Source organism: Bradyrhizobium hipponense, assembly GCF_008123965.1.
In the GTDB taxonomy this organism is placed as follows: domain Bacteria; phylum Pseudomonadota; class Alphaproteobacteria; order Rhizobiales; family Xanthobacteraceae; genus Bradyrhizobium; species Bradyrhizobium hipponense.
The window spans coordinates 1-26344 of record NZ_VSTH01000038.1; the positions used below are offsets into that span (position 1 = coordinate 1).

General features: G+C 58.2%; 16 protein-coding genes. 2 read left to right on the top strand and 14 right to left on the bottom strand.

Annotation, left to right across the window (positions count from 1 at the left end; all coding sequences use genetic code 11):
* Window positions 1-280 precede the first annotated feature (280 nt).
* From FXV83_RS11910 to FXV83_RS11930, 5 genes are all read right to left on the bottom strand, one after another.
* The gene (locus tag FXV83_RS11910) at window positions 281-493 is read right to left on the bottom strand and encodes a hypothetical protein (RefSeq protein WP_148739370.1); all 213 of its coding nucleotides are present in this window, start codon (window positions 491-493) and stop codon (window positions 281-283) included.
* 1181 nt (window positions 494-1674) lie between these two features.
* Window positions 1675-3126, bottom strand: a complete 1452-nt coding sequence (locus tag FXV83_RS11920) for a thiamine pyrophosphate-dependent enzyme (protein WP_235939406.1) — start codon at window positions 3124-3126, stop codon at window positions 1675-1677.
* The gene (locus FXV83_RS43985) at window positions 3123-3548 is read right to left on the bottom strand and encodes a thiamine pyrophosphate-binding protein (RefSeq protein ID WP_235939417.1); all 426 of its coding nucleotides are present in this window, start codon (window positions 3546-3548) and stop codon (window positions 3123-3125) included. Before FXV83_RS43985 ends, FXV83_RS11920 begins: the two co-directional genes overlap by 4 nt.
* A gap of 88 nt (window positions 3549-3636) precedes the next feature.
* A complete protein-coding gene (locus tag FXV83_RS11925; protein ID WP_148739372.1) occupies window positions 3637-6504 on the bottom strand; it encodes an ATP-binding protein in 2868 nt (955 codons plus the stop codon).
* Window positions 6505-6910: 406 nt separating this feature from the next.
* Window positions 6911-7339, bottom strand: coding sequence for a response regulator transcription factor (locus FXV83_RS11930; RefSeq protein WP_347341047.1), 429 nt, complete (start codon window positions 7337-7339; stop codon window positions 6911-6913).
* A gap of 548 nt (window positions 7340-7887) precedes the next feature.
* Between FXV83_RS11930 and FXV83_RS11935 the strand changes: the two genes are divergently transcribed.
* Window positions 7888-8535, top strand: coding sequence for a response regulator transcription factor (locus FXV83_RS11935; protein WP_148739373.1), 648 nt, complete (start codon window positions 7888-7890; stop codon window positions 8533-8535).
* A gap of 114 nt (window positions 8536-8649) precedes the next feature.
* Here FXV83_RS11935 and FXV83_RS11940 read toward each other — a convergent pair whose 3' ends face one another.
* Window positions 8650-11541: a PAS domain S-box protein gene (locus tag FXV83_RS11940; protein WP_187435845.1), complete on the bottom strand. Its 2892-nt coding sequence runs from the start codon at window positions 11539-11541 to the stop codon at window positions 8650-8652.
* Window positions 11542-12126: 585 nt separating this feature from the next.
* On the opposite strand from FXV83_RS11940, the gene FXV83_RS11945 reads away from it, so the two are divergent.
* On the top strand, window positions 12127-13482 hold the full coding sequence (locus FXV83_RS11945) for a helix-turn-helix domain-containing protein (protein WP_148739375.1): 1356 nt from the start codon (window positions 12127-12129) through the stop codon (window positions 13480-13482).
* A gap of 63 nt (window positions 13483-13545) precedes the next feature.
* Here FXV83_RS11945 and FXV83_RS11950 read toward each other — a convergent pair whose 3' ends face one another.
* The 8 genes from FXV83_RS11950 to FXV83_RS11985 all read right to left on the bottom strand — a co-directional run bounded on the left by FXV83_RS11950 (window position 13546) and on the right by FXV83_RS11985 (window position 26280).
* Window positions 13546-16461, bottom strand: coding sequence for an ATP-binding protein (locus FXV83_RS11950; protein ID WP_148739376.1), 2916 nt, complete (start codon window positions 16459-16461; stop codon window positions 13546-13548).
* Between the two features lie 254 nt (window positions 16462-16715).
* A complete protein-coding gene (locus tag FXV83_RS11955; protein WP_148739377.1) occupies window positions 16716-19565 on the bottom strand; it encodes an ATP-binding protein in 2850 nt (949 codons plus the stop codon).
* Window positions 19562-20143, bottom strand: a complete 582-nt coding sequence (locus tag FXV83_RS11960; RefSeq protein WP_148739378.1) for a helix-turn-helix domain-containing protein — start codon at window positions 20141-20143, stop codon at window positions 19562-19564. The genes FXV83_RS11955 and FXV83_RS11960 overlap by 4 nt, the downstream gene beginning before the upstream one ends.
* A gap of 241 nt (window positions 20144-20384) precedes the next feature.
* Window positions 20385-20588 carry a DUF1656 domain-containing protein gene (locus FXV83_RS11965; protein WP_148739379.1) on the bottom strand — a complete coding sequence of 68 codons (204 nt, stop codon included), beginning with the start codon at window positions 20586-20588 and terminating at the stop codon, window positions 20385-20387.
* Window positions 20589-20597: 9 nt separating this feature from the next.
* Window positions 20598-21548: an efflux RND transporter periplasmic adaptor subunit gene (locus tag FXV83_RS11970; RefSeq protein ID WP_148739380.1), complete on the bottom strand. Its 951-nt coding sequence runs from the start codon at window positions 21546-21548 to the stop codon at window positions 20598-20600.
* Window positions 21533-23500, bottom strand: coding sequence for an FUSC family protein (locus FXV83_RS11975; RefSeq protein ID WP_148739381.1), 1968 nt, complete (start codon window positions 23498-23500; stop codon window positions 21533-21535). The genes FXV83_RS11970 and FXV83_RS11975 overlap by 16 nt, the downstream gene beginning before the upstream one ends.
* A 127-nt stretch (window positions 23501-23627) precedes the next feature.
* Window positions 23628-25349, bottom strand: a complete 1722-nt coding sequence (gene poxB / locus FXV83_RS11980; RefSeq protein ID WP_148739382.1) for a ubiquinone-dependent pyruvate dehydrogenase — start codon at window positions 25347-25349, stop codon at window positions 23628-23630.
* 130 nt (window positions 25350-25479) lie between these two features.
* Entirely contained in the window at window positions 25480-26280 is an 801-nt protein-coding gene (locus FXV83_RS11985; protein ID WP_148739383.1) for an acetoacetate decarboxylase family protein, read from the bottom strand.
* Window positions 26281-26344: the final 64 nt, after the last annotated feature.

Genomic DNA, 26344 nt, shown 5'->3' on the forward strand with positions numbered 1-26344 from the left:
AACGCAACTGTAATGTTAGGCGAACTCGCTCAAGCTCAGACTTTGAGACAAATCGAATAATTTCTCCCATACTCGCTCCAAACCATTAGTTAGAGAAGGGATCCGCAGAACGATTCCGCCGTTAGATGACGATGATAACTCCATAACGATCTAGGATATCACCGCAACTTTGAAGCTCTGCAGACGGTAACGAAGGAATACAAAGCTCGTGACTGGGCCGCACGCCCGCATCCCAACGTCACTGGGCATTCTTCCGCAAGTGGGGCTGTGAAGCTGCTCATCAGGTCCACTCGCGTTCAGCGCTGGCAGCCGATCGCGCGGATGCTTTGGCCGCATCAACATACGAAGCTTTCTCGGCTCGCCGCTCGTAGTCATCGGCAAGGGCCTTAAGCTGACCCGCAATCGCTTGGTCCGTCATGGTTTTGGCGGCGCGGAGCAAGGTCCGTGCTGTCTCTAGATATTCCTTGCCCCGTTGCGAGATCTGGACCGTCATGAAACCCTCGCGCGGTTCTCTGGCAGCCGAAAGGCGATTTGGAGCCAGCCCATCCAACTGCGATCACTTTCCCTGCGAGCCCTGAAGCGATCGACGCACTTCGTCGAACAAAGCTGGGTTCGCCACGAGTAGTGCCGAACGAGACCAGACTTACCATCGCAAACAGCGCATCGCGCGGCTCTGCCAGATCTGAGGCTTTCGAAGCAGTTTGGCACTGTAGCCTCCTCTTGATTCTATCGTCGCTGTTCGTCGATCATCCCTTTTTCACCGTCGCACTTCATCAGCCTGTGCGCTTTTCCAACGCATGCAACTTAAGACGATCGCGATTAACGGCTCAATTGCACGCAGGTAATCGTGCGGCATCCAAAGGCGTCACGGAAACGATACGAAGGTCTATGGCGCTCGAAAGCCACTTCTCGATGCGAGACTTCGATTGCTCGACGGTGTCGGCGATCGTGCTCCCATCGCGAACTCAGGGATATCCTACACACCCAAAGCAATCTTGCTCAGTCGTGACCTGTTTAGAGGGGAAATGCGGTTTTGCTCTCGCCCCTTCGAGAGGAGCAAATAGTAGCGTCCTCGCATTCTCTGATCGCGCCAAATCAAGCAACGGAGTATGGGATGACGCTAACAGACGCGGCATGACCTTCAATTTACCTCCGGGAAATGCCAGCCCATCCATGGGGCCCGATGTGCGATGCGCTTGCGCGATGCAGCTCTCGATATTGTTGCCCTATCCGCCCACTCCAATCGACAGCACTCCTCGCCCGTGCCCCATGTTGGGGACTCGTTGCGATGACGGGCCTTGGCCACATGCGTCGATAGAACTGCCCTTGCAGGCTTACGCTTGGCTGGCGCGGGCCGGCGATGAGCATAGATCGCTCGTACATCAGGATTTGGCTTTGGCAGCGGGTCCGCCGACGTTTGATCCGTCATCTCGTCGGGCAGGCGCGCGACCGACTGCTCGGTCGGCGCCACCTTAATGAACGGTGCTGCGATCGTCGGCTGATTAGTATCCAGGACGACCTTTTCCGGCCATTTGCGCTCAGATCTGATCCGAATAGTCGCCCTGTCGATGATCTCCGGCCGCTCAGAAAAACTTGGCAGGGGCTCCGGCAAAGACCAGCCGGCTATCAGTAGAAGAACCACAAGCGCGCTTCCGACAACGATAAGATATCTGGCTATGGGCACAGCCGATGGCTCCCGCGAATTGAGCAATCGCGGTCAGCCCATGGCAGCGATTCTTGACCACACGCATGCTGCGCGGCAGCTCGATTGGGGGTGACGCGCTGCCACATCGCGCCTTCAATCAGAGAAAATTCTCCCTCACCATTTCCCAGACGTCCCCTCCACGGCCGCGCAGGATGGCGCGAGCCGAATAGAGCGCCATTCCGATCGCCGGCTCGCATGAATGGCGGCATGACGAGCTGCATCGGGTTGACGTGCACGTGCAGAAGTGCTGGTCCCGGTTGCGCCAGCCAGTCCTTGACCGAGGTCTCCAGCTGGTCCGCATCCGAAACCGCCTGGCCCCAGAGACCTAACGCGCGCGCAATCCCTGCAAAGTTCGGGTTCTTCAATTTCGTGAAGGTATCGAGCATCCCCTCGGCCTTCTGCTCAATCTCCACAAAACCAAGCTTGCCGTTGTCATAGACGGCAATCTTGATCGGCACCTCCTGCTGCACGACCGTCATCAGATCTCCGAACAGCATCGAAATTCCACCGTCACCTGCCATGCACACAACTTGTCGTCCGGGTTCTGCTTTTTGGAGCCCGATCGCTGACGGCATGCCATTGGCCATCGTTCCATGAAGCAGGCTTGCGAAAATGCGGCGCTGACCGTTCGCGTCGATATGGCGATAGGCCCAAGCGGCGGGGGTACCGTCGTCGGCCGTGAACAACGCATCTTTTTCCGCGTGGCGGCTCATCACCTGTGTCAGATAGGTTCCGGGAATGCTGCCATCGTGGCCGACAGCGACTTTAGCCCTTTCCGACTCCCGATACTTCGCGTGCCGCTTAACGTATGCGCTTCGGAACGAGTCGTCGGTGCGCTCGGCCAGCATGGGCAGCAACGACGCCATCGTCGCCTTGACATCGCCGACTACGCCCTTCGTGATCGGATGACGTCGTCCCAGATGGGTCGGGTCAATATCGACCTGCACGATCTTTGCCTTGTCTGGGTAGAATTGTCGCCAAGCAAAGTCTGCGCCCAGCATCAACAACGCATCGCAGTCCAGCAGGGCATGGTAGCCGGCCTCATTGCCGAGCATCCCGGTCATTCCGATGTTGTAAGGATTGTCAAACTCAAGGAAGTCCTTTGCCCGCGACGTGTGCGCGATTGGCGCCTTCAGCTTGTTGGCAACCGCGAGAATCTCCTGGTGCGCTCCCTGACAGCCCGATCCGCCGTACAGCACAACATTTTCGCTTTTGTTGAGGATTTCTGCGATCTCGGCGAGATCGGCGTCGCTCGGCCGTGTGACCGGCCTGGCGACATGCACCGAGTAAGGGATATTATCATCCACGACGGATGCGGAGATATCCGCCGGCACGATCAGAACGGCGACACCGCGTTTCGCCAGGGCCGTTTGGCAGGCGATCACGGTCTTGCGGCGCGCCTGCTCCGGCGTATGGATCATGTCGCAGAAGACGCTACAGTCCTTGTAGACCTGCCTGAAGTCCACCTCTGGATGAAATCGAAGCCCAATTCGTCGCGAACGATTTGACTTGCGATCAGGATGACGGGCGCACGGTTCCGATTGGCCTCGAATATCCCGTTGATGAACTGCAGACTACCGGGACCGCAGCTGCCTGCGACTGCCGTTAAGCGATCTGCTGCCTGCGCCTCCGCCTGCGCGGCAAACGCTCCTGCTTCTTCATGTCTTACCGACACCCACTCGATTTCGCTTTTTTCGAGCGAGCGGGCGATCAGATTGAGCGTGTCGCCCACGATGCCGTAGCAATGCTTGACGCCCGCATTCTGCAAGGTTTCGACAATGATGTCCGCGACCAGCCTGCCCATTGCATTCAAACCCTGCTGTGACCATTCCTGCCACAACATGCACCCGACTTCAGGCTCGGGCTTGTATTGGAATGCGAGGATTTGAACCCGACTGCGCAGACAGCGCACAATCGTCGAAGTCTCCGCTTTAGCCGACGGCCTTGGTGCCTGATTGGAGTCGATTGAGGACTTGCAGAGCGCGCTCGTGGTCGGGGGATACAATTCCGGTTGGCATTCGATCAAGAGCCGCCCTGAGATGTTTGTAGGCTTCTGACACGCGCCTCTGTTCCAGCAATAGCTCGGCAAGGTCCGTCGCGGCCTTCAATTCAAATAGGGTGGCAGACTGGCGTTTCGCCCAGTCGATTGCGGACAGCAGGCTCCCTTCCGCTTCGAAATGATGCTCGGCCGATCGAGACGCCAAGATGAGTCCTTTCATCCTGAACAAGGCGGGCATGTGCAGCAATTTTCCGACGCGCTGCTGGACGTCGATTGCGTCCAGGATCAGCCTCAACGCCTGCTCGTGCCCACCAACCTTCATGAGCGCTGCGGCCAGATCGCAGGCGAAATCCATACTCAGCATTTCTTGACGCTGAGCGTGAAGCTCCTCCAAAGCCCTCTTCAGCAAGGAGATTGCATCAAGGAGATTGTTTTGAAGAAGCAACCATTGACCTCGCAGACCAGTCGCTATGGCGGAGTATGGTTTCAAGGAGTGCGCTGCCGAGAGATCGCTCAATTCGGCGATGTACTGATCCGACCGTCTAGTGTCCATCATGTTCAGAAAGATAGGAACGATCAGAGCCAGGGATCGGCAAAATGTGGCCGGATGCCCCGACTTTTCACCTTCCTCTAAGGCGAGCTTCGCGTACTGCAGTGATCGATCGAGCAAGCCGCTATACAGCAAAGAACGTGCCATGCCGATGAGCAAGAAGCTAGTGTAGTGAAACAGGTGCTGGCCGGGTCGAAAGCGCGGAACGGACTGCGAGTAGCGGAGACCGGACTCGCAGTGTTGTTGTGCGATGATGTGATTTCCCAGCAGATGATTGGAGGCAGCCAGCATCGATTCTGCCAGCGCCATGTCATCGGAGTCCCGCGTCTTCAGCGCCAATTCCCTGCTCCGGGCGGCGATGTCGGTCGCACCACGAATATCCATGGTCCAATGCGAATACATGAAGAGTCCGCTTAGGAGCCTCAGCTCATAGGCGATGTCCCCCAGATTGGTCGCAATCTCCAGTGCGCGCGAAAAAGACGCTCGAACGTGTTGATCGTTACCTTCAGTATGCATCAATACCGACGATAACGATGCATAGATTTCCATTGCCCGGCGAGAGTCTTGATTTCGAATTCCAAGGCGCGCTATCGCCTGTTCCGCCCACGCTTGGCTTTCGATGAGTAGTGATAGCTCCAGAAATACCTGTGCTGAAGCCGCGGCCAGTCGCGTCGCTATCTCGTCATCACCGCGTCGCCCAAAGCTCCATTCGAGCGCCGCACGGATGCTGCTCAATTGGTCGGAATAGGCTGCGGTCCTCCTCGCTCTCGGCAAGGACGGCATCATCTCCCTCTGTGATTCGAGAAGTTCCGCAACGTATTTCGCGTGTTGGCCGGAGATCACATCGAGCTCGTCATGCTCCTCCAATTTTCCGAGTGCGTATGCCCGCGTCGGGTCAAGCAGTCGGTACCGTTGCTGGCCATCGTCAAGCCGAGTTACGATCAACGACTTCTCGACCAGGCCGGCGATCGCGTCGAAAATCTCACCGGCGTCTTCACCGAGTTTGCCTGCGACATACCGCGCGCCCTCCAAGGTAAAATGGCCGACGAAAGGAGCAATGCGTCGAAAGACAATCCTCTCTGCGTCAGATAGCAGATCATAGCTCCAATCCAATGTCGCCTTGAGGGTCCGATGTCTGGGAACTGCCGTCCGATGGCTTAGTTTCAGCAATTCCGGCCGAGACACCAGGCGGGAAGCGGTGCTCTTGAGGCCGAGTGCGGCCACCTGCCCCGCTGCCAACTCAATTGCCAACGGCATACCATCGAGATTTCGGCACATTTCCCCGACAAACGGCGCCTCCTCGTCGGTGAGAAGGACGCTTCCTGCCTTCGCCGCCACACGCCGTACAAACAACTGCACTGCCGGATATCGAAGCACGGCATTTGCCGTTTGCTCTGAGTCATCTGGTGGAAAATCAAGAGGAAGCACCCGCCAACAATGCTCGCCCTCTACCTTGAGCAATTCGCGACTCGTGGCCAGAAGATAGATCTGCTCCGTTTCCTGGTAGAGTTGCTCGGCGAGCAATGCGATCGCCTCGATCACATGCTCACAGCTATCGAGAATGATAAGGAGCTTTCGTGAACGAACGAGGTCGATCAGCTCCGAGCCGGGTTCTTTCGATTTGAGTGCAAGTCCCAGGGATGTCGCGACAGCCCCCGCGACATGCTGCGGATCGGTAAGGCTTTCCAAGTCTGCGAGGTAGACCTCTCCGCCAAACTCTTCGGCAACGGCGCGGCCAACAGCCAAGGCAACGGTCGTCTTGCCAATGCCGCCGGGGCCGAGCAGTGTCACGAACCGCTCATTTCGAAGCTTATCGCTAACCTCGCTGACGACCGTTTCGCGCCCAATCAGCATGACCGGTCGCACGGGGAGTCTGCCTTGGTGCCGAAACTTGGCGGTCCTGCTTTCCGTGCCGCCACCAAGAGGGGCCACGGTGCCCACAAACGAATAGCCCCGGCCCTTGATGTTTGCGATGTACCGGCTGCCAAATTGGCCATCACCAAGCGCTTTGCGGATCGCGGCCACGTGGACCCGGAGGCTCCCCTCCTCCACGGTGACGTCTGACCAGACGCGATCAATCAGCTCCTGCTTCGCGATGACTTCACCCGGGCGGTCGGCAAGGTAGATCAAAATATCCAGCGCCCGATCCCCGAGGGGGAGCGCCTGCCCGTCGCGCCGGAGCACCCTCTCGCCGATCGAAAGTTCGAAAGGGCCGAACTTCAGCTTCCTATGAACGGCGGCGCCAGACATGTGTCAGCCAAAATGAGGGATTTCCCAAGTATGCCTACCGCCGGTCGGCAAACGCTGCAACTGTGCGCGCGTAAAGTTGGCTACTACGAAGCTCGTAGGCTTTCCCATGCCTTTGGAAAGCACGAACTAAACCTTGGTATAACTCGATGGCGCTCAATGCGGAGGAAGCCGAACGCCGCGCCGCTGCGACGACAATGACCGAGAACGAGCAGCATGCGGCTGCACAACCCGCCCTACGCTGCGCGTCCAGCCGCTGACGCCGGTTGCACAAGGATCGGTCCGCAGATAATGGACAGATCTTTTGTTCGCGCACTCTGAGATGCCGATGTGAATTGAGTTGCATCGGCGGTGGCCAGCGGAGGCGACCTTTGGCCGGGCTAGTGGCTATTGACGCGACATAGGCAAACTAGTGCGCGCCTCTATTCCCCTTTGTGCGATCTAGCGCGGATTGAATACAATTCAGGAGGTCGCTCTCATCGAACGGCTTGGGCAGATAGCAGATGACCCCAGCTTGAAGTGCGCGAGCACGAATTTCATCGCTCGGATAGGCCGTTATCAGTATCGTGGGAATCGTTTTACCCGATCGAGACAAATTGTTGTGCAGATCAAGGCCACTCATCTTGGGCATGTCGAAGTCGACAACCAGGCAGCCTGTGCGGCTCAGTTCGGGTGAGCGCAAGAACTCCTCCCCCGACGAAAATGCCTGGGCGACCAACCCTATCGAACGCATCAGAACTTCGATTGCGTTTCCAACCGCTTGGTCGTCATCGACTATGGCAACTATTGGTTGGCTATGTGGCACTTGGCAGGACCGGTAACCGCGAGCAGCTTCCACGGAGCAAGGGATATCGCCCGTGACGACTCTTTCTTATCTAGCTTAGGCACAACCGCTACGTGTTTCGATTGTACAAATGTATAGGTACTCAACGATTGACTTCGGTGGCCGGAAATCTGGTCGTCCATGGAGCAAGCGGCGCCACGGGCATAGACCCCTCGTTGACTCTGACCCCTGTTAGCTCGCAAGAGGCCCCTCCAGCGTAGACCGCGCTGGAGGGGCAAGAGAGGCCGCAGGAGTGATCGGCCTCGAGGGAGGAGAGCCTGACCATAACGGCACACGTTGGCACTCACAATTGATCCGGCGGAAGGGTCGGTTACCAAATAGGCGCATGCACACTATACAAAGGTTGGGCTGCCAGTCGGGCCGACTTTGGCGGCACCTGGCGTCTGTCGCAGAACACCGGCCGACTTCAACCGGCCGGTTCGCCGATGGCTGCGATCCGCGGAACCGAATTGGGCTCGTCCTCCCCTCTATCGCCCACGCGATAATCTCGCTATGCTCCATCGTGAACTGGCAAAGCTAATGCGCATGTCAACGAGGAACATGTGGTAGAGCAACCGCCAACAGTGATGGTCATCGACGATGATCCGGGAGTGCGGGACTCATTAGGCAAGCTACTTCAATCGGCGGGCTTTCGGGTCAGCCTATTCGGTTCGGTGAGCGAATTTCTCGCGGCGCAACGGCCAGAGGGACCCGCTTGCCTGGTGCTGGATGTGCGGCTTCCCGGCCAGAGTGGACTCGAACTGCAGCGCGAACTGGCAGGTGCCAAAAGGCAGTTGCCAATCATCTTCATTACCGGACATGGTGACATTCCAATGTCGGTGCAGGCAATGAAGGGTGGCGCGATCGAATTCCTGACAAAGCCATTCCGAGAGCAGGATTTGCTTGAAGCGATTCAGCTTGGTCATGCCCGTGACCAAGCGCGGCTTGAGCGGGAACGAGCTATCGCAGAGCTTAAAGTTCGTTTCGAAACGTTGACGCCGCGGGAGCGTGAGGTCATGGCGTTCGTGGTGACCGGGCGGTTAAACAAGCAGATCGCAGCCGATCTCGGCGTGAGCGAAATCACGGTAAAAGTTCATCGCGGCCAAGTCATGCGCAAGATGCGGGCCTCGTCCTTGCCTGACTTGGCGCGCATGGCCGACCAATTACAGCTGACGCCGACAAAGCCGCATAACCCGGGTCGCGTTGCCTAGCGCAAACGCTCAACCTGCATCCGCCGTAATGATCCGATGCGTCTCACCACCGATCATCAGGGCGCCTGTTAGGCTCGACGTCTGTCCTGTTTTCCATCCGAAGCGGCATTCCACTCACGATGAGGCGGCAGGATGAGCCGGCGCAATGAAGCGAAAGACAGCGCCACGTGGCACGTTATGGCTCGCCCACAATCGTCCGTTATGCGCTTCGATAATCGACCGGCAGATCGACAGCCCAAGCCCCAAACCGCTCGGTTTCGTGGTGTAGAAAGCTTCGAACACGCGGTCAAGAGTCTCTGGCGCGAAGCCAGGACCTGAATCTCGCACCTCGACTGACACGCTATCCGGTTCGTTACGGGTGCTGATGAGCAATTCTCGCTCCTCTTCGCCGACGTCTCGCATCGCTTCGATGGCATTGATGATCAAGTTAAGCAATACCTGTTGCAGCTGGACCCGATCTCCCTGGACAGGCGGCAAGCCTTCTGCGAGTTGCGTCCGCACCGCGACGCTATTGTTTGCGGCCTCCGCACGCGTGAGAGCAATAATCTCGAGGATGGCATCGTTGATCGCTACGGCGTCCTTTCGTGCGGGCGCCTTCTTAATGAGTGCGCGGATTCGCCCGACCACCTCGCCTGCGCGATTCCCCTCCCTTACAATAAGAGAGAGCACGTCATCCAGCTCGCGAAGGTTCGGTGGCTCGGCGCTTAGGAAACGCCGAGCGGCTAACGCGTACGTGACTGCCGCCGTGATCGGCTGGTTCACTTCATGGGTGATCGAGGCCGTCAACTGGCCCGTCGTCGCGACGCGGTTGGCATGCGCGAGCTCCAGTTGCGCCTCACGGTAGCGCCGCTCGCTTTCGCGAGCTTCTGCCTCTACTGTACGCAATGCTTCCTCGGCGCGCTTGCGCTCCGTCACATCGATCTGGGTAGTGACAATCTCGACTAGTTCTCCGCTCGCGGCAAACGCAGGACGGCCGATTACTTCGATGTGTTTGGTTGTCCCATCGGGGAGCACGATCCTGTACGCAGCCTTGTAGTCTCTTTTCTCGCTCACCGCGCGTTCAACTTCTCCGTACAACGCACCCCGGTCGTCGGGGTGGACCCGTTGGAATATGGCTTCGCGGGTCGGAACACCCTGCGCCGGGTCAAATCCCCAGATGCGGTATGTCTCCTCCGACCCATATAGAATCGCCGTCACGTTGTAGGCCGCCACACCGCTGTGACTCAGCCTTTGTGCTTCCGCCAGATAGGTTTCGCTGCGACGTAGCCGCTCTTCGGCCTTCTTTCGCTCATCGATGTCAACAGAAACGCCATGCCACTGGACGATGCGTCCCAGTTGATCGCGCAGGGGCTCCGCACGAGTATGGTGCCAACGATACTCGCCGTCGGACCTACGCACACGGTGCACAGCCTCGTGGGACGTGCCGGTCTGAACTGCCCGATAGAAATCCTGTGCAGTTTCCGGAAGGTCGTCCGGGTGCAGGAATGCCTCCCAACCACGATGCTTAAAATCCTCCTGTTGCGTGCCGGTATAGTCCAGAATGCGCTGATTGACGTAGGTCGGTTCGCCGTCGGGCCCCGCCGACCAGAGAAGGCTCGGTACCGTATCGATGATTTGGCGGTGCCTGTATTCGCTCTCTCGCAGTGCTTGCTCGGCCCGCTTTCGCTCCGTCAAATCGAGGACGAACGCGACGCCCTCGTCGCCACCCTCTTCGAACAACGCGCCTCCAATAAGCACGGGAACGCGGCTGCCGTCTTTTCGGAAAAACTCTTTCTCATAAGGCTGAGCTACCGTATTGGAGTATAGCTCCCGTAGGGCGCGCTCGTCGTGCTCGTGCCATTCCGGTGGGGTCAGGTCCGTCCAGCGTACACGACCTGAAAGAAGATCGTCCCGATCATGTCCTACGAGACGAAGAAACGCGTCATTGGCCTCAAGGACCCGACCTTCCAAGCCTGTAGTGAAAATCCCGATGATATTGGAATCGACCAAGCGCCGGATCTTCGCTTCGCGTTCCCGCAATGCCCCTTCGGCGCGCTTGCGGTCGCTCATGTCGATGACAAAGACGACTCCCTCGTCTGCCTTTCTCTCGAAAAATGCGCCGCCGACCAGAACCGGGACACGGCTGCCGTCTTTGCGGCAATACTCCTTTTCGTAAGGTCTGCAGGTTCCGGTCAAGCTCAGCTGGGCCAACGCATCTTCGTCGGCAAGAACCCACTCGGTGGGTGTCAATTTTGTCCAACGCATCCGACCGGAGGTAACGTCATCGTGGTCGTAGCCCAGCATCCCCAGAAAGGCATCATTGGCTTCGATGATCCGGCCCCGAGAATCTCCGATAAAAATGCCGATGATGTTCGAGTCGACCAGGCGTCGAATCCTAGCCTCCCGCTCCTGGAGATCGTTGAACAGGCGCGCGTTTTCGATCGCGATAGCCGCCTGATCGGCGAAGGTCTCGAGAAGCGCGATCTGTTGATCGGAGAACGGTCGGACCTCCATTCGCCGTACTAGAATTATCCCAACGGGGGTACCTTCGCGCAATAACGGCGTGCCAAGCGTGGTATGGTGGCCCTCGCGTTTTGCGTTACTGCTGCCCACCGGGTACTCGCCCTCCTCTGCAGCGAGATCATGGACATGAATGGTCCGACGATCGCATGCGGCCCGTCCGGTCACCGTGTCTCGATTTACGGGAACGCCCTGATAGGCATGGATAACCACTGGAATTTCCCCGTATGAAGCTGCCAACCGAAGAAGGTTGTCCTCCAGGCGGAAGATCTCCACATTGTTCGCATCGCACAGGCGGGCGGCATTTTCGGCCACCGTGTCCAGCACCGACTGAATCGGCGAGTTCGAGATCAGCCGCAGCATCTCGGAGGTGGCGCGCTGCTGCATCTTCGCCTCGGCGAGGCGCTCACGCGCGTCGGCGATCTCTCGTCTGGATACTTTGAGCTCCTGTTCGAGATCGGCGCGGGTCTTGCGAGCCCGACCAACGCGCGCCTTCGCTTCAGTCAAGTGAAGCTTGCGACCTCGCGTTCGGCTCTTCGCTATGCTGCGAGACAAGGTCATCTCCATCGCCGGACTAGCCCCTGTTGGTGATCACAGCCGGTCGCGGGGCTAAACTGCGCAAGGGGCGCGGCGCCCAGATGTCGAATAATCAATCATAGTGCTCTCGGCATCCTCGGAACGGAGCACAAATCCGCAGGAAGGCATATCTGGCGGCGTAAGCATCCCCCGAATGATCAATGCCCTCTTGGAGGAGTTTGATCCGGCCCGGAGGCCTTTGCTTATTTCATGTGGAATTTTGGCCTGTTGCGCCTTTAAGAGACGGGTCGGGCTCGATTGTCCAAATCTGGCTACTTCGGAATCGGCAATTTGCGCGCACTTTGCTAAATTGGCGGACACAGCTCCGCTAATCGCCTTCGGCGATCGAGGGGTGGTTCGCATGGCGTATCATGATACCGCCACGACAATGCCTTTTGGTGTCCGCGGTTTTGAGGAGCTGCGGCGCCGTTCACCGCGACAACGCGTTTCGCCACGGTCGAGAACTGGACGGCGCGCCGTCGCCAGGAGCGCGTCCATAGTAAACCGGGTGCGGTGATGGGACTCTTGGAGCGGTCTGCGAGCTCGCTCGACACTATCGCGGGGCACGCTGAACACGTTTATTCGGTTGCCGAGGGGGCAGCGCCTCCGCTGGGGATACAACCGGTATCAAGCTCCTGGCAAAGATCAGCAAAAAAACACGGCCTCGATCCACTCGATAGCCAGGCGCCACGCATCCTCACGCCTGCTGAGCTGAAACATTTTCGCGAACCGCTGGATAAGCTCATCTTCACTGCCCGGCAGGAGATAGATGAATTGTACGAGGTGGTTCGTGAGGCTGGATACACCGTCTTGCTCTGTGATAGCTCGGGCGTCGCAGTCGCGCATCGTGGTGAAAACGCGCTGGCAAGCCAGTTCCAATATTGGGGAACCTGGCTCGGCGGGGTTTGGTCCGAGGAGGTGGAGGGCACAAACGGCATCGGCACCGTCATCGCCGAAGAGCGGCCTGTCACCGTTCACAGAAGCCAGCATTTCAGGTCCAGACACATTAACTTGAGCTGCTCTGGCGCGCCGGTGTTCGGGGTCGATGGGCGACTGATTGCAGTCCTGGACGTCTCTGCCATCGATCCTGAACTCTCCGAACGAGCGCACGCGCTGACCGGCGTGCTCACGGTACGATCGGCGCGCGCGATAGAAGAACGATTTTTTCGTGAGCAGTTTCGTCGAGAGTGGATCGTCGCGGTAGCGCCGCCGGAAGGAGGCGCTTCAGATATGCTGCTGGCGGTTGCCGGCAACCAACGCATCGTCGGCGCAAACCGGGCCGCGCGCACGTCCCTCATGCTCGATGATCGCGGGCTCCATGCAGGTACCAGCTTGTGGTCGATTTTCGAGCGAAACATCGACCTCTTCCGGCGCCAGGACCCGACCGATATCGCTGCGCGATTGCTGATCGCCGGCAGTAATGACAGCCGGCCAGCGCTTGTGACTCCACCCGGTCACCCCATGACTGACGCCAACCTGCACACGCGCCCGCGCCTGGGCTCGATCGATATTTCAAAGCTGCCACCAGCACCGCAAGCACAGGGCGGATTGTCGCCCGGAGCGATGCGTCGGGTGCGGGAATTCGTCGAAGTGCATTTGGGCGAAAGCATCGATCTGTCGACGCTGGCTGGAGTCGCCGGACTATCAGTGCATCATTTTGCGCGACAATTTAAGCAATCCGCCGGGATGCCCCCGCATGCCTATCTCACGCAAAAGCGAATCGAACGTGCCCAGGAGATGTTGGTTCAAACGGATCTTCCGTTAGCGGAAATTGCGTTCGCCGTGGGCTTTTTCGACCAAGGTCATCTGGCGCGTCATTTCCGTCATATGCTCGGCACTACCCCTCGAGAGTTTCGGTGGTCGCAGCGCTAGAAACAAACGACGTTTTGGATTCGGCTTGTGTTTCAATTATTTGCCATTCGGGCAACCGTCCGTTCAAGCTTTCGCTCTGCCTGATGATTTCGCCACCCTTCGCCCGGTTTGCCGCGCCCGAACGCTCGTCTGTTCGAGGATTCGCCTAGCCAAAATGAGATCGGGTGTAGTGAGACCTTCGGAGAACCGACTGTAGACGGGACTGATCAAATCATGGGCCCTCTGCACTTCGTCGCGCCCTATCCAGATATGCGCAAGTTCCAATCCAGCACGCAATTCGAACGGCAGCTCTGATTCTTGCCGTGCCTGCATCATCGCCTTCGCAAAAAACTCCTCTGCCAAGAGACTCTCGGGCCCGTCCCCGGACGCGAACGCCGAGCCTTTCGCCAGGAAGAATGCGGGCAGGTGAAGAGGCTTCTTGGCCTTGATAACAGCGGCAATCGATCGATCGATAAGCGTCAATGCTTCCGCGCGCGCGTTTTGCTTCGCCAAGCTAACCGTTAATTCAGAGATATAATCGCTCGTCAGTACTTCGTGCCGGTGAATTGCAAGTTTCTCCAAACTCTCTTGCAGAAGTTGTATGCCATCTGCCATTCGGCCGACACGGACCAAGTAGCGGCCCCTAAGCCCCAAAGCGACCGCACGAGCTGGTGCCAACGAATAGCTCTCAGCGGTATGCTCAAGCTTTGAAAGATTAAGTTCGACCTGCTCTAAATCGTCGATCCAAAAATAGAGCCGCATCGGGTGGGTGAGCGACCGAAACAGTCCAATTGGATGCCCTGACCTTGCGGCCTCCTCAATGTTCATTTTGGCACAGTCGACGGCTTGGTCGAGATGGCCAGAGAAAAAAAGTGAATGGGTAAGAACGCTAAGCGAAGAACTCCGAAAATCGAACAAGTATTGGCTCGCGTTGAACCGTCGGAGCTGAGGCAAGCCATGCAATGACCGTTTCAGATGCTCTTGCGCCCGCAGTTGGTCAGAACGCAGACAGTATGCTGCCCCCAGCATGGAATCAGCGATGGCCGCATCGTCTGGACTTCCGGTTTTCCGTGCGACGGCCTCGCTACGAAGCGCGAGTTCATACGTTCCTGCCGCGTCGACAATGCCATGAAGATACATCGACATTCCGCTAAGTAGAGACAAATGCAGACGCGTATCTTCATGCCGCTGCCCAAAGTTCAGCGCTGCATGGAAAGCCTCGCGAACCCTCTCACTATTCCCTTCGGTATACATAAGCGACAAAGCCAGCGCTGCCTGAATCTTCATCTGATGCCGAGGATCGCAGTCCGGCGTCATCCGGTCGATCGCCTTCTCCATCCATGTTCGGCATTCCAAAAGAAGCCACATGGCCAGGAGTAGCTGCGAAGCTGCAGCCGCCAATCTTATGGCTTTAAGGTCGTTTCCATTGGGACCAAAGCTCCATTCAAGCGCGGCGCGGATATTTCCAAGATGGTCTCGCACGGCGTTGGCTGCCGCTTCTGTGGACTCCAGATCGAAGAGGTTGACCGGGTTGCCTTCCAGCATTTGAATCGAGAAGCTCGCGTGCCGCTCAGCAATAGAATCTTGCTCGCCACTGGTGGCCAACTTCTCCAAAGCGTAGGCGCGCGTCGTATCAAGCAACCGGTAGCGCGGTCCCCGAGAGCTGGTCCAAACCTCAATCAGGGATTTATTGACGAGATTTACTAACGCACCCGCGATCTCAGACCTGTCTATCCCCACTTCCTCCGCCACGGCGAGCGCTGCCTCCAGCGTGAAGTGCCCCACGAAAATTGCGACACGTCGCAAGAGGACTCGTTCGATCTCCGAAAGATGGTCGTGGCTCCAGTCCAGCGTTGCGATGAGCGTTTGATGCCGTGGATTTGCGGTTCGTCGGCCGAACTTCAAGAGATCGAGGCGTGAACCCAGTCTTTCCACCGTGTTCCCGACGCCAAAGATAGCGGCCCTTCCGGCGGCGAGCTCGATGGCGAGCGCAATGCCGTCAAGCTTGCGGCAAATCTCGGCAACCATGGGGGCTTCGTCGTCACCGAGCGAAAAGTCGCCGCGGCGAGCACTGACACGCTCAGCGAACAACCGTGCAGCCGGATGGGCAAGCACCTCTGACGCGGTCTGTCCCGGCTGCTGCTCTGGCGGGCAATCCAGTGGACAAAGACGAAGTACGTTTTCACCAGGGACGTGCAACGCCTCCCTGCTGGTCGCAATTATGTAGACGTCGGTGGTATTTTGAAAAATATAGTCGGCGATCTCTGCGGTTTTCTCGATCAGATGCTCGCAACTATCAAGAATGATAAGCCCCCTGCGAGGGCGTAGAAATTCAAGCAACGCTTCCTTTGGATCGACTAACTGCGGACCGAGCCCGATCGCAGAAGCGATGGCGCCTATGACCTGCTCCTTGTCGCTAACTATCGAAAGGTCGACAAAGGAAGCCGCACCGGAGAAGCGCGCCAGCACCGAGTGTCCGACGGCCAGAGCAACCGTCGTTTTGCCTATGCCGCCGGCACCCAGAATCGTGATCAGACGTTCCGTCTGGAGCCTGACTTGAATTTTACGAACAACATCGTCGCGACCGACCATGCGGCCCAGTGCGGGCGGCAGGTTGGACAATCCCTCAGACGCGCCACCCCTGTCGCGGTCCGCGGGAAGACGCGTGATCGGCGCGATGAAGCTATAGCCGCGCCCCTGGATATTCGCGAAATACTTGTCGCCGAACTGACCGTCGCCAAGTGCCTTGCGCAGCGCCGATAGATGGACGCGAAGACTGCCTTCCTCGACCGTTACGTCAGGCCACGCCTTTGCGATCAGCTCGGCCTTCGCGACAACCTCACCCGGCTTTTCGAGAAGAGCAATCAGGATGTCGTAGGCCCTGCCGCCAAGCGGAATGACCTGGTCTGCCTTCTTGAGAGAGCGCTCGGCGACATTCAGCTCGAATGGGCCAAACCGGAGCCGGATTGCACCCGGTGAGCCAATTTGTTGAATCGACATGAGTTATTCCGCCAAGATCTTCGACGATTCGATCGTTCGCCGTCAGTCTTGTGCAAATTGTAAGGGGCGGACGATTCGAGGACAAATAAATTGGAGTTTATTGATCCGCGTTGCGGGGCGCGCAATCGTCGAAGCCACGGAGCAGGGCCGGTCGATGAATGTTTCATTCGCCAGGCGGCGTCTGAGCATGGCCTTAGGCCGCTTGCACCCCGCCCCATCAAATGTTAGCCGAAACCTCCTCCAGCAACAAGCGGTCAGTGTAACGAGTTGATGGCGCTATCGGGCCGGTATGAGCCGTTCAATACCTGCGTGGCCAACCGTAGATCGGAAGTATCAAACCCCTCTCGAAATTTCGCGTGAGTGGCCTGTAAGGTCCGCCACGCGGCCTCCTTTCGCCCGGCCGACTTTTCGACAATTGCAAGGCTGGTCGCGGCCCTGAGCGCCCACGACAAGCTCGCTTGTCTGTCCGATAGTTCGAGCGCACTGAGAAAATACTGCCTGCCAACTGCAAGTCCCTCGTCGTTGCCAAGGGCCAGTTCGCCCCTGATACGACGCAGCTCCGGAGCGTACCATTGGGTATCGTCAAGATTGACCTTCGCTCGTTCGAAGACAGCAAGTGCTTGCCGGGGCCGACCGGCGACCGCCGTACATCTTGCAAACTCTGCTTGCAGGATCCAATTGAAGACTCCATAGCGCGCCGCTGACAACTTCTCCAAACCGCGGTAGAGCGTCGCCGAAGCTGCATCGCCCTCGCCCCGCCTGACTCTGCAGAGAGCCTGCATGCTGAGGCCAAAGCCGTGATAGCTCTCCACGGCGTATTTTCCAGCGTAGTCGACAAGTTCGTTGGCGAGCGCTTCAGTCTCGAGATCGTCCGGACTTGTCAGGTACGTGTTGAAGCTTGCCCAGGCGAGCGCCACGCAGAGCGGTACCGCGTGATCTAGTTGGCGTGCCTCAGCGATCGACATCAGGCTAAGGCGCCGCGCCTGATCAGGACAGCCCCGGAGCCAGGCCAGGTTGGCCAATACGGCCAGGGCGTCGACTTTCCGATCGTAGCCAAACCGCTTGATGAGAGATTGTCGAGACGCTTCATCATCGCGATGCAGGGACAATTCGAAATGAGTTTCGGCCTGCAATATTCGCCCAATGTGGTGGTATGTTACGCCGCGCATGTAATTGGCCGTTGCGATCGCGCCACGATTGCCGCTCCCCTCAGCGACATCGCCGCATCGATCTGCCAATTCTGTTGCCTCGGCATAACTTGGAACCCGTATCTGGTGAGCCCAGAGAACAAGCAGAGAATCGAGCTGGCATTCGGTGTCGTTGAGGCACTCGGCAAGAAGGCGCGCTTTCGCCCAGCTCGCGTACGACTCTTCGGTCATACCATCTGTAAACATCATGCAACTGGCGAGTGCGGACTGAATTATCATTTCTTGCCGGGAGCCGGCACTTGCATCGTCGAGTCGACTGATGGCTTTCGTCATCCACTCCCGGCATTCGGTAAGAAGAGCAATTGCCATCCAGGTGCTTGCCGAGGCGGCAGCAAGTTCAACGCCAATTTTCGCATCACCCTCGATTGAAAAAGCCCAGTTCAGGGCGGCTCTGAGATTGTCGACCTCGCCCCCAAGCGCCCTGAGCCTTTCAGGCATATCCATTGAAGCGCCTTGTTTGAACAAGTCGAAGAAGTAGAGGGCGTGGCGCCGGCGACAGTGGTTTCCTTCATCGCTTTTGGCAAGCCGCTGTGAAGCAAAAGCAAGAGTGGTGTCGAGTAGACGCAGCCGCCCTTCCTGCCCTCGAGCGGCAATCATCGATTTCGAACGAAGCTCCCAAAGGCAATCCGAGACATGTGCTTCATCTATCATCTCGTCAGCGACAACAGCGACCGCAGCTTCGAACATAAATCCGCCGGCAAAAACACTAAGCCGGCTCAGTACGCGCTTCTCTGCTTCACCGAGCAGATCATAGCTCCACTCCAGCGCGGCGTTTAAGGTCTGGTGCTTCGGCAGGGCCGTTCTACGCCCCACCCATGACAGGTTTAGTCGGTCGTCGAGCAAGCTCGCGGTCTTGCTGAGGCCAAATATGTCAACCCTGCCGGCTGCGAGTTCGATCGCCAATGGAATTCCATCAAGCCGCCGACACATTCCCGCGGCAATCGGCGCATCCGCATCGACCAACTCGAAGGCACCTCGCACGGCCCGCACACGGTCGACCAGCAGTTGAACCGCGGGATATTGCAGGGCATCGTGTGCCGACACGCTGCGGTCTTCAGGAGGGCATTCAAGCGGGCAGAGTTCATAGACATGCTCACCTTCAACACGCATCGCCTCCCGGCTGGTAGCGAGCAAATGCAGTGTCGGGACACGGCGAATCAGTTCTTCTGCCAAAGCCGACGCCCCGTCGATAAGGTGTTCGCAACAGTCGAGAATGATGAGCGTTGGCCTATCCTGCAAACGGTCGATCAAGGCTGGTACGACATTATTTGTTTGTACCGACACACCGAGTGCCGCGGCCACGGCTGGTGCGACGAGCCAAGCGTCGCTGAGAGCACTCAGGTCGACGAAATGAAGCTCGCCATTGAAGGTAGCGCTCATCTCATGGGCAACTCCCACAGCTACCGTGGTTTTGCCGATGCCACCAGGACCGACGATCGTCACAAACTTCTGCTCGGCCAGTTTCATCTGGATTGCGGCGAGCGCCTCTCTTCGTCCGAGCATCCGCATCAAGCGCGCAGGCAGTTGGGACCTCGAGGATGGCTTGAGATCCCCCGGCGTTGGCGAGGAGAGTGACGTTACCGGAACAACGAAGCTGTATCCCCGCCCGGGCACGTTCGCGATATATCGCCTGCCAGGGTCAGTCTGAGCGAGAGCCTTCCGTAGTGCCGAGATATGGACGCGCAGGCTGACCTGTTCGGCTCCTCTCTTTGGCCAGACGAACTCGATCAGAGCTCTCTTGTCGACGACCTTGTTTGCCTGCTCCACTAGGACGATCAGGAGATCCATGGCGCGCGCGCCAAGCGGCACGACCTTGGAACCATTTGTCAGAAGTCTGCTTCCGATCGACAGCTCGAAGGGGCCGAAGCTCAGGACTTTCCCCTGCTGACCGCTCATGGGATGTTCTCGCCCGCGCTGGTTCTCGAGGCTTCGCCATGGATTCCGCGCTCGCGTCGCCAGCGGGCCGGACTTTGACCAAAGGCCCGTCTAAAGAGCCTGCATAGATGAGCTTGGTCCGAAAAGCCAACGCTCAAGGCTATTTCGCTCAGCGATGCCTCGTTGGTCATCATTAGATGGCAGGCTCTCTCGAGACGCCTTTTCACCACGTAGGCATGCGGCGACTCGCCAACGGCCAGTTTGAATTTCCGAGAGAAGTGCGCCTTGCTTCGACGCGCGACCGCACTGAGATCCCGAATGTGAATGGTGCGGTGTAAATTGCTGTCAACGTAAGCTCGCACGCGAGCGACCTGCCATGCCGCCAGACCGCCTTCTGTGGAGCCGTTAGCGCCTGAACAGCGTTCAATCTCCGCTTGCAGGATGTGCGATGCTGTGACCAACGACGCCTTGGCCGCCTCCCGATCACGCGCGAACTCTCGCGTCGCGGTTTCAAGCAACTGGGCCAGGCTGCTCGCAACAAGGTGGAACTGCTGGCCGGCTGCCAGAGAAGAGTCGGGTCCAATTTGAAGTCCTTCCATGATCACTCCCTCGACGAACTCTATCCGAGGCTTCGGGTCGGCGAGAGAGTGCAGCAAGGAGCCCGCCTTGGCTTGTTAAGTAGCGTTCTGAACTGTTAAAGATGGGCAAATGCCCTTTCCATGAGCAAACGCTCGGATCGAATGAAATACTGTTTATTTTCAATTCGTTGCCGGCGCGACGGGGCCCCAGTCGCGGACCGATCGCCGACAACAAGAGCTGTGCGGAACGCCTTAGGCTGGCTCAGATCCAACGCGCTACAAGGGAAACGAGGATGCAGACGTACAGGGCCGCCTCCGCGAGCGGAGGATTCGCGAACATTGATCTCAATCCGAGGCGACCGACAACAAATCGGACGGCTATCAGAATCACCAACGCGAAAAACAGATATCGCACAAAGGGATCCACCAGGATGCCTCCCAAATCAATATCCCTTGGTGCGCCCATCGAATTTCCCTAAAGCAGGTTTTCCAGCCGATAGAAGAGCCCCCGGTCGCGCCTGGCCGCCGGCATTCCCTCTCCTCCGACAACCGAGACGCTGCAGGTCATTCCCGCAACGAGCGGTACCTCCGGCGGGACTTGTTCGATCCTGACACGCACCGGAATTCGTTGCGCAAGCCGAACCCAAGTAAAGATCGGGTCGACGTTTGGAAGCCCTTGTGTGCTGCTTGCCGCGTTCGCAGCACTGATGCCCCCCGTGATGCTCTCGATCTGCCCCCTGATCGGCTCTTGAAAACCCAACAGCGTCGCTTCAACTGGATCGCCGACATGGATGTTGGCGAGTTTTGTCTCCTCAAAATAGGCATCGATCCAGTAAGAATGCTCATCGATCACCGACAAGTTTGGCGTACCGGCTCGAGCAAAGTCTCCCACGCGCATCAGGAGGTTTGTGACGTAGCCGTCGACGGGAGACCGCACCTCCGTCCTTTGAAGATTGATGTCGGCCTGCGAGAGCCCTGCCTTGGCGCTCGCAAGCGCGGCTTCCGCCATTTTCGCGTTGCCGTCGAACACCTGCTTCTCCTCAATCGAGGTCGACAGCGTCGTAAGAATCGCGCGCCGGGCGTTCTGCGCCTTCTTGACTGCGAGGTCGGCCTCTCGGGTCAAGATCGTCGCCTTGGCATTGTCCAGCGCCACCTCGAAATCAAACTTTTCGATGACGTAGAGCACATCTCCCTTGTGAACATGCTGGTTGTCGTTTGTTCGCACCTCAACAATCTGCCCCGATATCTGTGGTGCAACGTTTGCGACCTGCACACGGACCATACCATCGCGCGTCCACGGAGATGTCATGTAAATCCGCCAGCCATGGCGTGCGACAACAAGCGCCGCGACGACAAGTACGCCGGTGGCAACATAACGGAACGCCTTGAGCGCAGCCCGCCTTCTCGTCTTCAGTGCAACGACCATGGAACATCTCCTTTCCTGACCGAGCCATGGTCACAGAAGTGCCGGATCCTTCGCTGCTCGTGCGCAAGCACCAGCCCTGCCGTCCAGAGATCCGTCGCCGCCGCCAGAAGCGCCTCGCGTGCCTCGATTTGACTTCCGCGCATCCGTCGGAGAACCGACCTGGCGCCAGCTAAAAGTCTTCGGCTGTTGCCGGACCAAAGAGCACGTTGCAATTGATCAATCCTCGAGCGGATTGCCGGGTCGTCCGAGCTCTGCACCAAATGAAGGTGGGCCGACGCCGCAGCAAGCGACAAGTCATTGATCGAAAGGAGGGCCTTGAGCACTTGCCGACGCGGCCGGCGTGCGCCGGCAGCCGACGTGACGTAGTCGGCGACCCGGGACGCCAAATCACACTCCAGCGCTGGCAGGCTGCACTCGGTGCCCGAAACGGATGTCGTCAAGCTTTCCTGTGTCGCTTTGACGACCGCATGCTGCTTGTCGAGCGCGGACACCGGCCACACCAGGCGGGAGGCCAGAAACACCACCCCGAGGGCGAGAGCGACGAACACGCATTCGGAATAGAAAGTGAGCGGGTTATAGACCTGAGGGTTGGACGGCGCGAGCAGGACCAGGAAAATGATATTCATGATCAGACCGATGCCGCCAATCGCAGGACGGACACTGAGCAAACAGCCAAAAAACACGACGGGCGCGATTGCAACGGCAAGTCTCAAGAAATCCTGCGACTCCGTCAGGACGTAGAAGCGTACGATTCCAGCGCTCACCGAGGCGAGCGCGAAGCTCACCATAGCTGCTACCGCGAATTTTGAAGGATTTGGCATTGTGGTGCTGAGCGCGCACAGGATCGCTGTAATCGTCAGGGCAGCAACGGATGCGGGCCAGCCGGCAAACACGAGGAATGTCGCTCCAGCGACTAGCGCAATTCCGATGCGCGTTGCGTTGCCCAATGCAACTGCAAATTCCCCGCGATGCGGCAGGCGTATGTCACGCGCGGGCTCAAGCCCTTCGCGCAAAGACAGCAGTCCGTCATCGAGAAGGCTTTTCGATTCCACGAAGCGGATAGCCTGTTGAAGCTGCCAAACCGCCCCGATCACAACATCCGGGCGGGACAGCTCGGTCTCACGCAGCTTTGTCAGGAGGTTAGGTGCCTCGGAGTGGTGATCGTCGATAACGGCAAGACATTGATCTCTGATGGTGACGGCCAACGGATCTCCGTGGGCAAGCAAACGCAACAGCCGAACCTGCTGGACGATCTCGACGAGCGCGAGCATGGCGCTCCTTGCGCCCGCAGCCCGATGCTGCCCGTCCGCCATATCGTGAGCGACGATATCGACCTGATCTCTCAATCCCGAGATTTGTGCAAGGAGTTCTCCCGCATGCTCGGACTTCTCCTCGTTCCCACTCAGCACAACGCGCACATAACTTCGAATATCGGCCCAGATATCGTTTATTCGGCGCTCCAATCCGCGCCACACCGGCGGTGATCCGAAGACATCATTTATCAAGGTCACGCACAGGATGCCGATCGTGATCGCAGCCATTCGGTCGGTCATCGTCGTGAACACATTCTGCGGAGTATCGATGTTAACGAGGGTAATGATTGCGACCGTGTAACCGGACAGTACCGCAGCGTAGGCTTGATAGCCGCGGAGGTAGCTTGCGAGGAATACACAAACGCATATCCAGCAAATGAAAGCGCCGAGCATTCCGATCCGCTCGCCGGCAAAGAGGCCGGCGATCACGACTGACATGGTAGCGCCAATAAGTGTGGCCGCGATCCTGTTGGCTGCCTTGGCAAGCGCCGCGCCACGCGTCGGCTGCGCCAGAATTGCCACCGTAACGGCTGCCGATGAGGCTCCTCCAAGCTGCAGCCAAAACGCGACGTAAAGCGCGATTACGGCCGCCAACCATATCCTGAAGGCATAGACCCATATGTGAACCGGTATTACCATGCGCGAACGTCATGTGCTCTCAAGGGACGGCTCTGGTCCTCCGCAATGAACTGGAATGCCTTGGGAAAGCGCCACGCCCCCCGTAGAAGCTCGCCCCCCATCATGTCCCTGCTCCTACCTCCCGCAGTCACCGGGAGAGATTTACCTTCGCGAGGTCGACAAGCTGGGCCGCCCGACCATCGAGAACGGCCCTCATCATGTACATCCCAAAATGATAGGCTTGATCCAGTGTGGTCCTGGGTGGCATGGCAAGCTCCTGCCGAGCACTCATCACATCGACGAGAACCGGTCCCTTGTGCGCCAGTGCTGCCTCGATGGCGGCCTTCAACTCCCGCGGCTTTTCAACCCTGATGCCGCGGACGCCCATGGCTTCCGCCATCAGGGCAAAGTCGGGGTTCTTGAGATCACAGCCTGTGTCCAGGAATCCGTTCGCTTTCATCTCCATCTCGACAAAGCCGAGCGTTCCATTGTTGAGGACGATGACCTTTACTGGAAGTCCCATCTGGGTCAGCGTGATGAAGTCTCCCATCATCATGCTGAAACCGCCGTCGCCCGACATTGAGATAACCTGGCGCTTCGGATAGGTCGCCTGTGCGCCAATTGCTTGCAGCATCGCATTCGCCATTGATCCGTGATTGAACGATCCAATAATGCGGCGCCTGCCGTTGACCTTGAGATAGCGTGCAGTCCAGATAATCGGCGTTCCGACATCACAGGTGAAGATCGCATCATCGGCCGCCAATTCGCTGACCACGCGGGTGACATATTGGGGATGAATGATGTCGCCGTTCGGACCGCTCTCTGCCAAGGCGTCGAGGTCTCTGCGCGTTCTCTGGTAATCGATCAGCGCATCGCTGAGATGACTTGAATCCGTCTTCTCCTTGATCGAAGGTAGCACGGCATCGAGCGTGTCCTTGACATTGCCGAGCAAGCCTAGATGAAGCGAGCAGCGATTGCCGAGCGCTTCAGGCCGCATATCCACTTGAGCAATTTTTGCATGCTCCGGATAGAACGCCCGGTATGGGAAGTCGGTACCGAGCATCAAGAGCGCATCGCAATTCTTCATGGCGACGTAGCCGGATGCAAAGCCGACCAGGCCCGTCATTCCCACGTCGTATGGGTTGTCGTATTCGACAAACTCCTTGCCGCGAAAGGCATGCACGATCGGAGCCTTCAGTTTGCGGGCAATTTCTATGACCCCTGCATGGGCGCCTGCACACCCAGCGCCGCAGAACACGGTGACCCGGGATGCTTTATTGAGAAAGTCTGCCAGATGCCCGATATCGGCCTCGCTTGGCCGCAAAACAGGCGCGGTGGGTGCTATCCATTCCGGAACGTCGTCATCAATCTTCATCAGTGCGACGTCGCCGGGTAGCACAACAACTGCAACACCACGTTTGGCGATCGCGACCCGTATTGCACGTTTCAAAATCTGCGGAAGCTGCTTGGGATTGGAAACCAGCTCGACGTAATGGCTGCAATCCCTGAACAGGTTTTCCGGATGGGTTGACTGGAAATAATCGATCCCGATTTCGCTGCTGGGGATGTGGGCCGCGATCGCCAGAACAGGCACGCCGTTGCGCTGACAGTCGAACAGGCCGTTGATCAGATGAAGGTTTCCTGGACCGCAGCTCCCCGCGCACACAGCAAGGCTGCCGGTAAGATGAGCTTCAGCGCCCGCCGCAAAGGCCGCGGCCTCCTCATGCCGCATGTGAATCCAGTCGATGGATTTTCTTCGCCGCAGCGCGTCAGTAAAGCCGTTCAGCGAGTCTCCCACAACTCCATAGACGCGCTTCACGCCAGCCTTCTCGAGAGCTTCGACCAAATATCCAGATGCAGTTCTGCTCATCGAATTTTCTTTCCTATCACAAGAACGACTCCCGCTGAGGGTCTCCACGGGACGGGGGTGCCGCAGAGACCCTCTCGGCGGAGCGAGGGACTCGACGCTTCGCCGCTACGGCGAGGGTGCTTTCAGCCCCCTAGCAGCTATGGTCTTCGAGAACCTTCAGATCGCTCACGGAGTAAGAAAGTGAGTAACGAAACCCGGACTCGATCCTTTTTGGCGCGAGCGCATGGAGTTCTTCACCTTTCGCTTCCGGAAGGTTAAGCTCGCCCTTCCCGATCCATGCGCCGGCGACGGTGAGATTGTCGGTGATCGACATCGCCAGTTCGTTGACCGCAGGCTTGTCCTGGTAGCCGGCCGCCAATCTCGGGAAATATCGCATCAAGACCGTGGGTCGGCTGAGGAGAGACAGTCCGTTTGCGACCGGCTTGTGCAAGGTGACGCAGGCTTCCGCAAGACGCTGGCCATGTGCGGAAAGGCTGGCGCCAAACCGGCCCCCGGACGCGACCGGCGCCGCGGCGGGACCTGAGGCCGCAAAGGATCGCGTCTGGAAAATGCTACCCATTTTCTTTGGAAAACCCTGCGTCCAACCGCGCGCCAGCGCAGCGTCATTGTCTACAAAGATGTAGGGACACCACATCACCGGCACGTCGCGGTACATCGCGGCGACTAAGATAAACGCTTCGCGATACTGATAACGAGCCGGCTCGAGATGTTCGTCGTCCTGGGCCGTGAATTGCCAATCCAGAAACATCATGACGGCGTGACCGTTTGAGTTCGGATCTGTGGAAAGACCACTCGGCAATGTCGCCGCCGTCGCGTCGGGGTCCGTCCAGAACTCGACTCCAACAACGTCGCCGGCATAGTGCCAAGGTGGTGGCGGAGTTAGAGCGGCCTGGCCGAATGGCGATTTCGGAACTGTAAAGCCCTTTAGCATTCTCGTGTCCTGACGCATCTCTTTCCGCAAACAGCCTACCGACTCCAGCCACAATTGATTTGAT